Here is a 14,604-nt window from a genome sequence, read left to right on the forward strand (position 1 = left end):
CGGGACAGGTTCACCGGGCCGCCTCCGCCCGCCGCTCGGCGGAGAGCATCCCCGTGATCATCCCCAGCAGCAGGGTCTCCTGCGTACGGGACAGGGGTCTTCCCCGGGTGGAGACGGAGACCAGGCCGTACTGGTCCACGAGGTCGGCCATCAGGTTGCCCGATCGGTAGTCGAGGGATTCGAGGGTGGGCCGCAGGGCCCGGCTGACCGCCTGGGCGGGGGTGTCCGTCAGGAAGGAGGCCTCGCGGCCGAAGAAGGCGGCGAGCGCCGCGCAGTGGCGCAGGTGCGGCGGCGTGCGCCCGGACACCAGGGCGTCGACCCAGGGGACCGGGGCGCCGATCGCGGCCGCGACGTCCGTGACGGGGTAGGGACGCCCGTCGACGCGGCGGGAGACCGCGTACAGGAAGGCCGCCCGCAGGCGGACCCGCTCCTCGGCCGCGCAGGACGCGGAACCGGCCCCCTCCTCGCCGCGCAGCAGGGCCGCCGTCACCTCCGGGGGGACACCGGCCCGCTTCGAGAGGGCGCACGTGTCCAGGATCTCGTCCACGTCCAGTCCTCCCTCCACGGCGAGCGCCCGTATCCGCTCCAGCGTCACGGGGAGGGGAAGCGGCGGATCGCCAACAGACACGGTCATCCGTCTGTGCTCCCATACGTCCGAGGCCTCCTGCGCGCGCCCGGGAGGGCGGTAGGCCCCCCGGCCGTCGGGTTCCCCACCGCCGGATCGTAGTCGCGGATTCGAAAACGATCGCGGACCGGTGGCGGGGACGGACAGCAAGATACAGCCAGGAGCGCGGGTGGTGGCAGAAAAAAGAGCATGCGGCAAGGCGCCCCGGCCGGTAAGGACTATCGTGCACCCACGCCCCATACCCGCAGGTCCGGGATCTTCGCGGCCCTTCCGCCCGCCCCGGCGGCGGCGGGCCCCCCGGGGCCGGAAAACCCGCGCGGCCACGTACCATGGGCCGCATGTCCTTCCTCCGCCGCCACCGCGCCGCCACACCCGCCGGCCCGGACTTCGACGTCCTGGCCATGGACCCGGGGGACTGGCCGGGCAACCTCGGGGCCGGGCTGCTGCCCGCCCCCGACGGCAGCTGCCAGGGAGTCTTCCTCCGCTACGACCTCTTCGGCGGCCGCGGCCCCGCGATGATCATCGGCAACCTGCCCGAGGGGTCCCCCGCCCGGGACCTCGCCGAGGGCCAGGTTCCCTTCGAGGTGGCCCAGCTCCTCGACGCCCTCGAGAACGACGAGGAGGTCGAGGTCACCGGCACCGAGGACTGCCCCGTCATGCAGGGCGACAACCTCCTCATCGTCCGCAAGGTCAAGCTCTCCGAGAGCCGGATCTCCTGCGTCCAGTTCGACCGCAGCGACAACGTCCTCGTGACGATCGCCAGCTGGGACCGCCCGATCACCGACGACCTCTACGCACTGCTGAAGCCGCTCCCGGCCGAGCTCTTCCAGCAGGGCTAGCCCCCGCCTAGGCGGGGGTGTCCGCGATGTCGTTCGCCGCCACGTAGCCGAACGTCATCGCGGGCCCGATCGTCGACCCGGCCCCCGCGTAGCTGTGGCCCATCACCGCCGCGCTCGCGTTGCCCGCCGCCCACAGCCCCCGGATCACCGACCCGTCCGCCCGCAGCGCGCGGGCCCGGGCGTCGGTGACGATGCCGCCCTTGGTCCCCAGGTCGCCCGGGACGATCCGGAAGGCGTAGAAGGGCGGGGCCCAGACCGGCGCCAGGCAGGAGTTCGGCAGGATGTTCGGATCCGTGTAGTAGTGGTCGTACGCCGTGTCCCCCCGGTGGAAGTCGGGGTCGGAGCCGCTCCACGCCTGCGCGTTGAAGCGGTTCAGCGTCGCCCGCAACGCCGCCGCCGGCACCCCGATCTGACCGGCCAGCGCGTCCCAGGTCCACGCCTTCTTCGCGGCCCCCGCCTCGAACCACGCGTCCGGGAAGGGCAGGGCCGGCAGGATGTCCTTGAACAGGTACCGGTTGCGGTAGTTCTGGTCCACGATCAGCCAGGCCGGGATGTGCGAACCCGGCGCGCCCCGGTCCTTCTCGTACATCACGTGCACCACGTCGCTGTACGGCGCCGCCTCGTTCACGAACCGGGTCCCCGCACGGTTGACGATCAGACCGCCCGGCAGGGTCCGCTCCGCCAGGCAGAAGTACGGCTCACCGGGCAGCGGGATCGACGGCCCCCACCAGGCGTCCTCCATCAACGCCAGCGCGGCGCCCGCCCGCTGCCCCGCCAGGATCCCGTCGCCGGTGTTCTCCTTCGCGCCCACCGACCACCCGGTGCCGATCGGCTGCTGCTGGTAGCGCTCCCGCATCGCCGCGTTGTGCTCGAAGCCGCCGGAGCCGACCACCACACCCCGCCGGGCCCGCACGACCCCCCGTACGCCCTCCTTCTCCACCACCACCCCGGTGACCGCCCCGCCCTCCTGGACCAGGTCCACCAGCGGGCTGTTCAGCCACACCGGCACCCCCGCCCGCATCAGCCCGGCCCGCAGCCCGGTCGCCAGCGCCTGGCCCATCGTCAGCGGCTTCTGCCCGAGCAGGGCCGCCTTCGTACCGCGCGCCAGGCACTCCGTGGACACCGCCAGCCCCTTGGCGGTGACCGCCGCGAGGTTGAGCCACTTGTAGTCCTGGCTGAACACCACCATCCCGGCCGGCACCGGCATGTACGCCGGGTTGAGGTGCGCCAGTTCGGCGCCCAGGACGTTCCCGTCGATCTGGTCCGGCTCGATGGAGCGGCCGTTCGGCAGACCGCCCGGCAGGTCGGGGTAGTAGTCGCTGTAGCCGTCCATGAAGCGGAACCTCAGCGGGCTGTTCGCCATGACGAAGTCCAGCATCCGGGGGCCGTTGTCCAGGAAGGCCCGCTGCCGGTCGGCCGGCACCTCCGGCCCCACCACCGCCGACAGGTACGCCGCCGCCTTCTCCGGGGTGTCCGGCACCCCCGCGCCCAGGATCACCGAGTTGTTCGGCAGCCAGATCCCGGCCCCCGAACGCGCCGCCGAGCCGCCGAAGGCCGGGGCCTTCTCCACCACCAGCACGCTCAGCCCCCGGCCGGCCGCGGTGAGGGCGGCGGTCATGCCCGCCGCCCCCGACCCGACCACCACCACGTCGTACTCTCCGAGCGCGGCCCCGTCGGCCCGCGCGGCGGCTGCCGGCAGCACGGCGGCGGCGAGCACCCCGGCCCCCGCCCCGGCGAGGACCTTCCGGCGGGAGGGGAGGGCGGGACGCGCGGGGTCGGCGTTCCCGGACGGGGACACGGCCTCGGTCATGGGCGGGCTCCAGTGGTGTGGGAAGGGGCGGGCTCCGGATTCCTGATGCTGAGTCAGAAAAGGTGTTCGGGGGATCATGTGAAGTCAAGGCACGCGCACCGGGGCGATCCGCTCCCCGGACGCACCGAATCCCGTGGCTCCCGCACCGGGTGCGGGAGCCACGGGATTCCGTGACGGGTGGAGACGGGCCGAGAGGGGTCGAGACGGGTCGAGGCGGCTGGGTACGGGGGCCGGGAAGGGTCAGCGGGTACCGACCGCCGCCCGGACCGCTCTGCGGGCCATGCCCGCGTCGTCGTGGAGGCGGCGCAGCAGCAGACGCTGCTCCTCCCCCGAGGACACGGCCCCGGCGGGCAGCGGCTGGGACGCGGGCGCCGCCAGCATGGAGCGCTGTACGGCCGTCTCGCACATCCGGATCTCCCGGGTCAGCACCAGCATCAGGTTCACCAGGAAGGCGTCCCGTGCCGCCGGGCCGGACGACTGCGCGAGCCGGCTGATCTGGGCGCGCGCCGCAGGGGCGTCACCCAGCACCGCCCACAGCGTGGCCAGGTCGTACCCCGGCAGGTACCAGCCCGCGTGCTCCCAGTCCAGCATCACCGGCCCGGCCGGGGACAGCAGCAGGTTCGAGAGCAGGGCGTCGCCGTGGTTGAACTGCCAGGGGACCAGCCGCAGTCCGTGCAGCAGCTTCTGCAGGTCGCCGTAGTCCCGGTCGGTGAGCAGCCCGAGGCCGTGGTCGCGCGAGATCCGCCGCGCGTAGTCCACCGGGTGCCCGAACAGGTCGGCCGGCGGGCGCCACTGGTTGACCCGGCACACCGCGCCCAGCGCCGCCCGTACGTCGGTCCTCGGCGGCGCCTCCACCGGGTGCCGCTGGAGGGCGGCCACCCGGCCGGCCATCCGCTCGACGACCAGGACGCAGTTCTCCGGGTCGGCGGCGATCAGCCGGGGCACACGGACCGGCGGGCGGTGCCGGACGAAGGTCCGGTACGTCGCTATTTCGTGCCGGTACCGCTCGCGCCACTCGGGCGAGTGGTCCAGTAAAACCTTCGCGACCGCGGTCATCCGTCCCGTCGTCCCGACCAGGAGGACCGACCGGCCGCTGCGCCGCAGGACCTGGACCGGGGCGAACTCCGGACAGATCCGCTGCACCGACGCGAGCGCCGTGCGCAGCTGCGCGCCCTGCGGGCCGGAGAGGTCGATTCTTCCGCTGAGCGGCTGCGATCCGGCCGCCGGCATCCGCCGCGCCCGGACGGCGCCCTGCGCCGGTACCGGCTGGCGGCCGGGTTCGAGGGAGATGCCACCGCCCCCCGCCTGGAGGGTGCGGTGCGGGCGGACCGGGGCGGACACGGAGGACGTTGCTGCGTACATGGCGTTTACGGTTCCCTTCGTGCGCCGACGAGTTGCGTACGCCGCCCCGCCGGATCCCGTACTTCACCCTGGGGAGTTCCGCCGGTGAACCGGGTCGGGGAGGCGCATTCCTACCTGACACCCGGCGGCAGGTGGCGAACCACCGGGCGTGCCCTGGCGAACCCTGGCGAATAGTCCACGGGGAACTGACAGGGGGTTACTGTCAACTCAGCCGAGAACCTGGGGGCTTGACGTGAGCAAAGGTCCAAACACCCGTCTGAACGACCTGTTCGGCCTGGCCGGCTGGTCGAAGGGCGAACTCGCGAGGATGGTCAACCGGCAGGCGGCCGCGATGGGCCACCACCAGCTGGCCACCGACACCTCGCGGGTACGGCGCTGGATCGACATGGGGGAGACCCCGCGCGAACCGGTGCCCACGGTACTGGCAGCACTGTTCACCGAGCGGCTCGGTCGTGTCGTGACCATCGAGGACCTCGGGTTCGTACGGCAGCGGCGCGCCACCAGACGGCAGCCGGACGGGGTGAAGGAGAACCCCGACGGAGTGCCCTGGGCGCCCGAACGCACAGCCGCGGTCCTCACCGAATTCACGGGAATGGACCTCATGCTCAACCGTCGCGGCCTGATGGGCGCGGGAGTCGTGCTCACCGCCGGCTCAGCCCTCAGCAACGCCATGTACGAATGGCTGCAAGCCGACCCCGCCACCGCCAAGGAACCCCAGCGGTTCGGCGACCCCTACCAGGCCGACCCGGCGGGCTACGACCGCTACGAGGCCGCCCCCATCGGCTCGCAGGAGATCGAGGCGCTGGAGCGCTCGGTCGAGGTCTTCCGGGCCTGGGACGCCTCCAGAGGCGGCGGTCTCCAGCGCAAGGCCGTCGTCGGCCAGCTGAACGAGGTCGGCGGCATGCTCGCGTACCACCACCCGGACCACCTCCAGCGCAGGCTCTGGGGGGTGGCGGCCAACCTGGCGGTGCTGGCGGGATGGATGTCGCACGACGTCGGCCTCGAACCCACCGCGCAGAAGTACTTCGTCATCGCCGCGCACGCCGCCCGCGAGGGCGGCGACCGCCCGAGGGCCGGCGAGGCGCTGTCGCGGGCCGCCCGCCAGATGGTCCACCTGGGCAAGCCCAACGAGGCGCTGGACCTGATGAAGCTGGCGCAGGCCGGCTCCGGGGACCAGACCCTGCCGCGCACCCGCGCCATGCTGCACACCATCGAGGCCTGGGCCCAGGCCGCCATGGGCAAGGGGCAGGCCATGCGCCGCACCCTGGGCGAGGCCGAGGACCTGTTCGTGTCCGACAAGGGCGACGTACCGCCCCCGTCGTGGATGCAGCACTTCGACGAGGCCGACCTGCACGGGATGCAGGCCCTGGCGTACCGCACGCTCGCCGACCACGACGCCTCGGCCGCCCCGGTGGCGGCACGGCACGCGCGGGAGGCGCTGCGGCTGCGCGGTGACGGGTACCAGCGTTCGCAGATCTTCGACTACATCTCCATGGCCTCGGCCTGCTTCATCGCCGACGACCCCGAACAGGCCGACCGCTACGCCCGCCTGGCCCTGGTGTCGATGAACGAGACGTCCTCGCACCGGACATGGGACCGGCTGCGCGAGATGTACCGCCTCACCGGCCAGTACGCCGGCTACGCGCGCATCGAGGACCTGCGCGAGGAGATCGAGCAGGCCCTCCCCGACAGCCCCTCCCCGCGTGCCCCGCGCCGTGCGGAGGCGGAGGTCTAGGGGGCGGTGCCGCGCACCACGCAGGACGGGAGCGTACGACGAACGGAAAAAGGGGCCGCGCCTCGGGCGCGGCCCCTGGGAAACGATCCGTGGCGAGGGACGCCGGGCCGTGTCGTTCGGATCAGGCCTGGCCGCCGATGCGGGCGACCAGCACGCAGGCGTCGTCCTCGCGCTCGCTCTCGCCGAACTCCTCCGTCACCATCCGCACGCAGTCGCGTGCCGACCGCGCCGCCGAGAGGCGCGGGGCGAGCGCCAGCAGCCGCTCCGTGCCGTCGATCCGGCTGTACCCGACGCTGCGCGAGGTCAGTCCGTCGGTGTGGAGGACGAGCACGTCGCCCGGCTCCAGCGGTTCCTCGGCCTGCCCGTACACGGCGCCCGAGGTGGCGCCCAGCAGGACCCCCTCCGGCGGCTGGAGCGCACGCCCCTGGCCGTGGCGGAAGAGCAGCGGGGCGGGGTGTCCGGCCTGCGCCCAGGAGAGCAGGCGGCGGTCGGGGTCGTAGCGGCAGCAGACGGCCGAACCGAGGGCGGGCTGCGCGGAGTTCTCCAGCAGCTGGTTGAGCCAGCCCATCAGCGGGCCCGGTTCGATGCCGGCCATGGTCATCCCGCGCAGGGCGCCGAGCAGCATGGCCATGCCCGAGGTGGCGCTGACCCCGTGTCCGGTGAGGTCGCCGACCGTCAGCAGGGAGCGTCCGTCGGGGAGTTCGAGCGCGTCGTACCAGTCGCCGCCGATCAGCGTGCTGTTCGCGGAGGGGAGGTAGTGGGCCGCCACGTCCAGCGTGCCGGCACTGTCGTGCGGGAACCGCAGGGAGCCGCGCCACGGGGGGAGCACGGCTTCCTGCAGCTCGACCGCCAGCCGGTGCTCGGTCTGCGCGATCTCCCGGCGGCGCTGGAGCGAGTCGCGTGACTCGCGCTCGGCCCGCTGGCTGCGGCGCAGTTCGCTGACGTCCCGCAGCACGGCCCACATCGAGGCCGTGCAGCCGTCCGCGTCGAGTACCGGCTCGCCCCTCATGTGCAGCGTCCGGACCCGGCCGTCGGCCCGGACGATGCGGAACTCGCCGTCTATCGGCTTGCCGTCGACCAGGCAGTCGGTGACCATCGCGGTCAGCAGCGGCTGGTCTTCGGAGAACAGGGTGGAGCCCAGTTCGTCGAGGGGGAGCGGGCCCGCCTCGGGGGAGCGGCCGAAGATCTGGAAGAGCTCCTCGGACCAGGTGACCTCGTCCGTCAGCAGGTTCCACTCGGCGCTGCCGACCCGGGTCTGGCGGTCCTCGGAGGCGGACTCCGGCGGTGCCGGGGGGAGTTCGACGTACTCGGGGGCGGGCGGCAGCCCTTCCTTGAGCTGGCCCAGGTGCTGGCCCAGGTCGTCGAGGTGGTGCACGGCGAGGTCGCACAGCGCGCGCTGCCAGCGGCCCTGGGCGTCGTCGTCGTCCGCGACGGTGTCGCGGCGCACCGCGTCCACCTCGCCGCGGAGCCGGCGGGTCTGCGAGATCAGCGCGTCCACGGATCCCGGCTCGGGCGGCTGCGCGGAACGGTCCGCGTACAGGTGGGACGGCATGAGCACTCCGATACAGGCGCGGCGATACAGGCGCGGCACGGCCAGGTCTGAAAGAAGGACCGGTTACGACTGTGGCACAGCCCGGGACGGCCTGTAAGGCGTTTGGCAACATCCGTAACGTTCTTGCTTACGGCATATGCCGAAGGCCTCCCGTTCGCCTCCCGTCCGTACGAACATTTCCGGTCAGTATCGGAGTGCTCCGGGCCGTCAGACGCTGAGCGGCACCGGGTGGATCTCGTCGGCCGGGTGTCCCGCCCGCTCGTGGATCTTCTGGACCGCCGCCGCCGAGGGGGCCTCGGACAGGCAGTAGACCTCGCCGGACGCGGGGTCGGCCCAGGCGCGCTGGAACGTCACCTTCTCGTCGGACTGGATGGCCAGATCGGCCTTGTGGGCCTCCATCAGCTGGTCCGCGGTGATGCCCTTCATGCCGTGGTGGACATCCATGAACTGGGCCATCGCCGTACACCTCCTCACGTGTCGCCACCGTGTACGGATCTGCTTCCATCGTCCGCCCATGGCCGGAAATCGGCCTTCCGGGGGGAGTGGCTCGATCGTACGGGCGAGGCGTACGAGGCCGCGGAGGTGGCACGGACACCCCGGGCCGGGGGTGGGGTCCCGTCGGGGGCACCACTCGAACGAAGGACCCCGTCCGTCGCTTCCGCTTCCCACCCCACCCGGTGATCGCTACCCTACGTGTCGGTAACGAGCCGGGGCGGTCCGCTCCGTGCGGGCCGGGGGAGGGTGGGGACAGGACCAGATGTCCGAAGAGAGCAGCACGCCGACGGGGCGGGGCGACGGCGGGCACAGCCGCCGGTCCTTCCTGACCTACCTGGTCGCGGCCCCCACCCTGGCCCTCGTCACCCGGGCCGGGGCCGACGCCCTGGCCCCGCAGCCCGCGCACGCCGTGGTGCCGAGCCTGCCCGAGGTCGCCGACCTGATCGACCTCGGCAACCTGTTCATCCTGGCCGGCGCCCCGACCTCCGCCCTGCTGGCGCTCGTCGTCGAGGAGGACGGCACCATCCGCTTCCGGCTGCCCCGCGAGGAGGTCGGCCAGGGCCTCACCACCGCCGTGGCCATGCTGGTCGCGGAGGAGCTCGACGCCCCGCTGGGCAGCGTCCGGGTGGAACTGGAGGACGCCCGGCCCGAGTTGCTGTTCAACCAGCTCACCGGCTCCTCCAACTCGATCCGCTCCCTGTACGGCCCGGTCCGCCAGTGCGCCGCCACCGCACGGGCCCGCCTCGTCGCGGCCGCCGCCGCCCGCTGGAGCCTGCCCGCCGCCACGCTGACGACCGCCAACGGCTCCGTACGCGCCCCGGACGGCCGCACCGCCGGCTACGGGAGCCTCGCCGCGGCCGCCGCCGCACCCGGCCTCGTCGTCCTCGGCGCCACCCCGAAGCCGGCCGCCCGGCACTCCCTCGTCGGTACCCCGACCGGCCGCGTCGACGCCCGCGCCATGGTCACCGGCGCCCAGCGCTACACCCTCGACCTCGACGTACCGGGGGCCAAGCCCTGCGTGCTGCGCCGCCCGCCCAGCCTCGGCGGCAGCGTCCGCTCCGTGGCCAACCGGGCGGCCGTCGAGGCCATGCCCGGCGTCCTGCACGTCGTGACGGTCCCCACCGGGGTCGCCGTCGTCGCCGAGACCTTCGGACAGGCCCTCGACGCCAAGGCCGCCCTCCAGGTCGAGTGGGGCCCCGGCCCCGCCGACCGGCTCTCGGACGAGCAGATCCGCGCCAAGCTGCGCGCCGCCAACCCGCCCCCGCTCCTGCCGCCGCTGCTCACCCCGTACGTGGACGCGGAGTTCGACTTCGCCTTCGTCAGCCACGCCCCGATGGAGACCAACTCCGCCGTCGCCGACGTCCGCGACGACCGGGCCGAGATCTGGTCGGGCCTGAAGTCCCCCATCGTCGCCCGCGAGACCATCGCCGCCGACCTCGGACTGCCGCTGGACAAGGTGAAGGTGCACGTGGTCCAGGCCGGCGGCTCCTTCGGCCGCCGCCTGTTCTTCGACGCGGCCCTGGAGGCCGCCCGCGTCTCCAAGGCCTGCCGCCGCCCGGTCAGGCTCATGTGGACCCGCGTGGACGACACCCGGCACGGCCGCATGCGCCCCGCCACCCACCACCGGATCCGCGCCACCCACCTGCTCGGCGAGGTCCTCAGCTTCGAGCACCGCGTCGCCGCCGCCGAGACCGACTTCCGGCACGGACTCGGCGAGATCATCACGGCCACCGCGGCGAGCCTGCCCTCGGGCATCGGCAACGCCACCCTCGCACAGACCCTGTTCCTCACCACGGTGAAGTCCCCGTACCACTTCGGACTCACCACCCAGGCGCTGACCGAGGTGCCCACCGGGATCCCCACCGGGTCCTGGCGCTCGGTCTACTCGGCCAACACCCGCGGCGCCGAGGAGATCGTGGTCGACGAACTGGCCGCCGCCACCGGCAAGGACCCGTACCGCTTCCGGCGCACCTTCCTCAAGACCGACGCCCAGCGCGCCGTGCTCGACAAGGTGGCCGCCGAGGGGCAGTGGGGGCGCGCCCTGCCGGCCGGCTGCGCGCAGGGCATCGCCTTCCACGAGGAGTACAAGTCGCGCACCGCCTGCCTGGTGGAGATCGACACCCGCGATCCGGAGCACGTCCGCGTCACGCGGGCGGTCATCGCCGTCGACGTGGGCCTGCCGGTCAACCCGCGCGGGCTGGAGGCGCAGATGATCGGCGGCCTCACCGACGCCATCTCCACCACCCTGCGCGCCGGCCTGCACCTGGACAAGGGCCTGCCGCTGGAGGGCAGTTACAGCCAGTTCCACTGGGCGAAGCAGCGTGACACCCCGAAGGACGTACGGGTCTTCGTGCTCCCCGCCACGGGCACCGAGCCGGGCGGCGCGGGCGAGCTCGGCGTGCCCGCCGCCGTCGGGGCCATCGCCAACGCCTGGGCCCGGGCGACCGGTTCCAAGCCGCGCAGCTTCCCCCTCGACTTCGACGTCGACTTCACCCCCTACCCGCGCTGACCCCTGGAGTACGCCGCCGTGCCCTCGCACACCTTCACCGTCAACGGGCGGAGCGTCACCGTCGACGCGCCCGACAACCTCCCCCTGCTGTGGGTGCTCCGGGACATGCTCGGGATCACCGGCCCCAAGTACGGCTGCGGGGTGGACGTCTGCAAGGCCTGCACCAGCCACCTCGACGGGGTGGACGTCCGCCCCTGCGTGGTGCCGGTCTCCGCCTGCGCGGGCAAGGCGGTCACCACCATCGAGGGCCTCGCCGACGGCGACCGGCTGCACCCCGTCCAGGAGGCCTGGCTCGAACAGGACGTCGCCCAGTGCGGCTACTGCCAGCCCGGGCAGATCATGGCCGCCGTGGCGCTGCTGAAGCGGACGAGCGAGCCCACGGACGAGGACATCGACGCCATCGCCAACATCTGCCGCTGCGGGACCTACTTCCGCATCCGCGAGGCCATCCGCAGCGCGGCCGCCCGGATGTGACGGCCGCCCGCGGACGGGGTCAGGCCAGGAGCTTCTCCTTGGCCTGACGGAACTCCTCGTCGTTCAGCTCGCCCTTCGCCCGCAGCTCCGAGAGCTTCACCAGGTCGTCCGCCGTGGCCTTGCCGGGGGAGGGCGATCCGGCCGCCTCGCGGATGTAGGCGTTGAAGGCCTCCTGCTGTTCCTGCGCGTGCTTGATCTCCCGCCTGCCCATGTTCCCGCCCCGGGCGATCACGTAGACCAGTACGCCCAGGAAGGGGATCAGGATCAGGAAGAGGAGCCAGGCGGCCTTGGCCCAGCCGCTCATCTCGTGGTCCCGGAAGATGTCCACCACGATCCGGAACAGCAGGACGAGCCACATCACCCAGAGGAAGATCCACATCACGGTCCAGAAGGCACCGAGCACCGGGTAGTCGTAGGCCAGGTCGACGGATGTCACCACGGCCGTCTCCTTCCGTAGAGCCGGCCGCTCCCGCGCGGATGACCGCACGGCGGCCGACCGGATCACCATCGCAGCGACCGATGAAGATCGCCACTGGGCCGTACGGGCGACGCCGACCCGGCGGAGTACGCCCCCTGAACGTCTGAAATCCGTGCGAGATGGATATCCCTCGCGGAATGAGGCGAATCAATGCGAAACGGCTGCTGGTCGGTGAGCCCCTGGACACCGCGCGCCTGGGCGAGACCCTGCTGCCCAAACGGCTCGCGCTGCCCATCTTCTGCAGCGACCCGCTCTCCTCCGTGGCCTACGCCACCGAGGAGATCCTGCTGATCCTCGCCCTCGGCGGAGTCGCGCTGCTCCACCTCGCGTGGTACGCGGCCGCCGCCATCGTCTTCCTGCTCGTGGTCGTCGTCGCCTCCTACCGGCAGACCTGCCACGCCTACCCCGGCGGCGGGGGCGCGTACGTCGTCAGTTCCGAGAACCTCGGCCCCGCCGCCGCCCTCACGGCCGCCAGCGCGCTGCTCGTCGACTACGTGATGACCGTCGCCGTGTCCGTGGTCTCCGGGGTCGCCGCCATCACCTCGGCGATCCCCTCCCTCAGCGACCACCAAGTCGGCCTGTCCGTCGCCTTCGTGGTGCTGCTGACCCTGATGAACCTGCGCGGCGTACGGGAGTCGGGGCGCGTCTTCGCCGTCCCCACCTACGGCTTCGTGCTCATCATCTACGTCATGTTCGCCGTCGCCGCCGTCCGCCTCGGCACCGGCGCGACCATCCGCGCCGAGTCCGCCCACCTGCCCATCGACGCGGCCGGCACCTACACCGGCATCGCCGTCGTCTTCCTCGCCCTGCGCGCCTTCGCCTCCGGCTGCACCGCCCTCACCGGAGTCGAGGCCATCAGCAACGGCGTCCCCGCCTTCCAGAAGCCCAAGGCGAAGAACGCGGCGACCACCCTCGCCGCGATGGGGGCGCTGTCGGTGACCATGTTCGCGGGCATCACCGCCCTCGCCATGGCCTACCGGGTGCACGTCGCCGCCGACCCCACCGAACTGGGCCTGCCCGCGAACACCCCGATGTCCACCGCCCTCGCCCAGATCGGCCGGGCCACCTTCGGGGACCTGGACTTCCTCTTCTACCTCCTCCAGGCCGCCACCGCGGGCGTCCTGGTCCTCGCCGCGAACACCGCCTTCAACGGCTTCCCGATGCTCGCCTCGATCCTCGCCAAGGACCACTACGCGCCGCGCCAGCTCTACAACCGGGGCGACCGGCTGGTGTACTCCAACGGTGTCGTCCTGCTCGCCTGCGCGGCCATCGCCCTCATCGTCGCCTTCGACGCCCAGCTGACCCGCCTCATCCAGCTCTACATCATCGGCGTCTTCGTCTCCTTCACCCTGTCCCAGGCGGGCATGGTCCGGCACTGGCGGCGCGAGCTCGCCTCCCCCGCGACCCCGCGCGCCGGGCGGGTCCACATCCACCGCCGGCTCGCCATCAACGCCGTCGGCGCGGTCATGACCGCCGTGGTCCTGGTCATCGTGCTGATCACCAAGTTCACGCACGGGGCCTGGCTGGTCGTCATCGCCATGCCCGCCCTGTTCCTCGGCATGAAGGGGGTCCGCCGGCACTACGACCGGGTCGCCGGCCAGGTCGCCGTCGCCCCCGGTGACCGGCCGCGCAAACCGGCCCGCCACCACGTCGTCGTCCTCGTCGCCAACGTCCACGCGCCGACCCTCAAGGCCCTCGGCTACGCCCAGGGGCTGCGGGCGGACACCCTCAGCGCGCTCTCCGTGGCCGCCGACGAGCAGGAGGCGCGGCGGCTGCGCGAGGCCTGGGCGGACGTCGACCCGGGCATCCCGCTGAAGGTCCTGCACTCGCCTTACCGCGAGGTGGTCGGCCCGGTGGTGTCCTACGTCGAGGAGGCCGCGGCCGCCGAGGGCACCGACGTGCTCTCGGTGGTCATCCCCGAGTACGTCGTCGGGCACTGGTGGGAGCAGCCGCTGCACAACCAGAACGCGCTGCGGCTCAAGGCGAAGCTGCTCTTCACCCCGGGGATCGCGGTGATCGACGTGCCGTACCTGCTGGAGTCGGCCCGTCATCCGCAGCCGCAGCCGCGGCCGCAGGGGGAGGCGGCGGGGCTGTAGGCCGCTGGACCACCGCCGCGTGGGCCAGGGCCAGTTCCACCACGTGCGCCGGGTCGGACAGGGCCCGGCCGGTGAGCTGCTCCAGGCGCCGCAGCCGGTTGGAGACGGTGTTGCGGTGGCAGTAGAGCCGCTGGGCCGCGTACGTGGTCGAGCCCCGGCAGTCCAGCCAGGTGCCCAGCGTGACCAGCAGTACCCGCGCCTCCTGCGGGGCCAGCGCCAGCACCGGCCCCAGCACCACCTCCCGCAGCCGGGCGGCGAGTTCCGGGTCGGCCGCGACCAGTGCCGCCGGGAGCCGCTCGTCCAGCAGGGCGGCGGTTCCCGGGCCGGGCCCGGACGGGGCGGTGCGCAGGGCGAGCGCCGCGAGCCGGCGGGCCCCCGCCAGTTCGGCCGGGGTCCCCACCACCGGGCTGATCCCGGCGCGGACCGGGAGGCGGGCCAGCAGCGCCCGCAGGGCCTCCAGCGGGTGGTGGCCCAGCTCGGCGACCCCGGTCTCCCCGTCGGCCCGGATCCGCCACAGCACCCGCGGGCCCTCCGCCACCCCGCCCCCCGCCCCGTCGCCGCCGCCGGGGCCGCCGTACCCCGGGCCGCCGTCGCCCGGGCCGGAGGGGGCCAAGGCCACCACCACGAAG

12 protein-coding genes are annotated in these 14,604 nt (G+C 73.1%); 5 read left to right on the top strand and 7 right to left on the bottom strand.

Annotated features, from left to right (window positions below):
* Positions 1–10: 10 nt before the first annotated feature.
* Entirely contained in the window at positions 11–634 is a 624-nt protein-coding gene (locus ABT403_RS37050; protein ID WP_344168324.1) for a hypothetical protein, read from the bottom strand.
* 329 nt (positions 635–963) lie between these two features.
* On the opposite strand from ABT403_RS37050, the gene ABT403_RS37055 reads away from it, so the two are divergent.
* Positions 964–1,464 carry a hypothetical protein gene (locus tag ABT403_RS37055; RefSeq protein WP_344168321.1) on the top strand — a complete coding sequence of 167 codons (501 nt, stop codon included), beginning with the start codon at positions 964–966 and terminating at the stop codon, positions 1,462–1,464.
* A gap of 7 nt (positions 1,465–1,471) precedes the next feature.
* Here the strand turns inward: ABT403_RS37055 and kstD are convergent, their stop codons facing one another.
* Entirely contained in the window at positions 1,472–3,274 is a 1,803-nt protein-coding gene (kstD, locus tag ABT403_RS37060) for a 3-oxosteroid 1-dehydrogenase (protein WP_344168318.1), read from the bottom strand.
* Positions 3,275–3,514: 240 nt separating this feature from the next.
* Positions 3,515–4,636 carry an aminoglycoside phosphotransferase family protein gene (locus tag ABT403_RS37065; protein WP_344168315.1) on the bottom strand — a complete coding sequence of 374 codons (1,122 nt, stop codon included), beginning with the start codon at positions 4,634–4,636 and terminating at the stop codon, positions 3,515–3,517.
* Positions 4,637–4,868: 232 nt separating this feature from the next.
* Between ABT403_RS37065 and ABT403_RS37070 the strand changes: the two genes are divergently transcribed.
* Positions 4,869–6,371, top strand: a complete 1,503-nt coding sequence (locus ABT403_RS37070) for a DNA-binding protein NsdB (RefSeq protein WP_344168312.1) — start codon at positions 4,869–4,871, stop codon at positions 6,369–6,371.
* 121 nt (positions 6,372–6,492) lie between these two features.
* On the opposite strand, the gene ABT403_RS37075 is transcribed toward ABT403_RS37070, so the two are convergent.
* Both ABT403_RS37075 and ABT403_RS37080 read right to left on the bottom strand, forming a co-directional pair.
* The gene (locus ABT403_RS37075; protein ID WP_344168309.1) at positions 6,493–7,923 is read right to left on the bottom strand and encodes a PP2C family protein-serine/threonine phosphatase; all 1,431 of its coding nucleotides are present in this window, start codon (positions 7,921–7,923) and stop codon (positions 6,493–6,495) included.
* Between the two features lie 207 nt (positions 7,924–8,130).
* Positions 8,131–8,379 (bottom strand): SCO4226 family nickel-binding protein, encoded by a 249-nt coding sequence (locus ABT403_RS37080; RefSeq protein ID WP_344168306.1) that lies wholly within the window; start codon positions 8,377–8,379, stop codon positions 8,131–8,133.
* 301 nt (positions 8,380–8,680) lie between these two features.
* On the opposite strand from ABT403_RS37080, the gene ABT403_RS37085 reads away from it, so the two are divergent.
* Both ABT403_RS37085 and ABT403_RS37090 read left to right on the top strand, forming a co-directional pair.
* The gene (locus tag ABT403_RS37085) at positions 8,681–10,927 is read left to right on the top strand and encodes a xanthine dehydrogenase family protein molybdopterin-binding subunit (protein ID WP_344168303.1); all 2,247 of its coding nucleotides are present in this window, start codon (positions 8,681–8,683) and stop codon (positions 10,925–10,927) included.
* A gap of 18 nt (positions 10,928–10,945) precedes the next feature.
* On the top strand, positions 10,946–11,401 hold the full coding sequence (locus ABT403_RS37090) for a (2Fe-2S)-binding protein (RefSeq protein ID WP_344168300.1): 456 nt from the start codon (positions 10,946–10,948) through the stop codon (positions 11,399–11,401).
* Positions 11,402–11,420: 19 nt separating this feature from the next.
* Here ABT403_RS37090 and ABT403_RS37095 read toward each other — a convergent pair whose 3' ends face one another.
* Entirely contained in the window at positions 11,421–11,840 is a 420-nt protein-coding gene (locus ABT403_RS37095) for an SHOCT domain-containing protein (protein WP_344168296.1), read from the bottom strand.
* Between the two features lie 176 nt (positions 11,841–12,016).
* On the opposite strand from ABT403_RS37095, the gene ABT403_RS37100 reads away from it, so the two are divergent.
* Positions 12,017–13,975, top strand: coding sequence for an APC family permease (locus tag ABT403_RS37100; RefSeq protein ID WP_344168293.1), 1,959 nt, complete (start codon positions 12,017–12,019; stop codon positions 13,973–13,975).
* On the opposite strand, the gene ABT403_RS37105 is transcribed toward ABT403_RS37100, so the two are convergent.
* On the bottom strand, positions 13,875–14,604 hold a 730-nt coding region (locus ABT403_RS37105; RefSeq protein ID WP_351650815.1), incomplete at its 5' end, for a PucR family transcriptional regulator. The genes ABT403_RS37100 and ABT403_RS37105 overlap by 101 nt on opposite strands.

This window comes from Streptomyces sp. NPDC000075 (genome assembly GCF_040301925.1).
Taxonomy (GTDB): Bacteria; Actinomycetota; Actinomycetes; order Streptomycetales; family Streptomycetaceae; genus Streptomyces; species Streptomyces polychromogenes.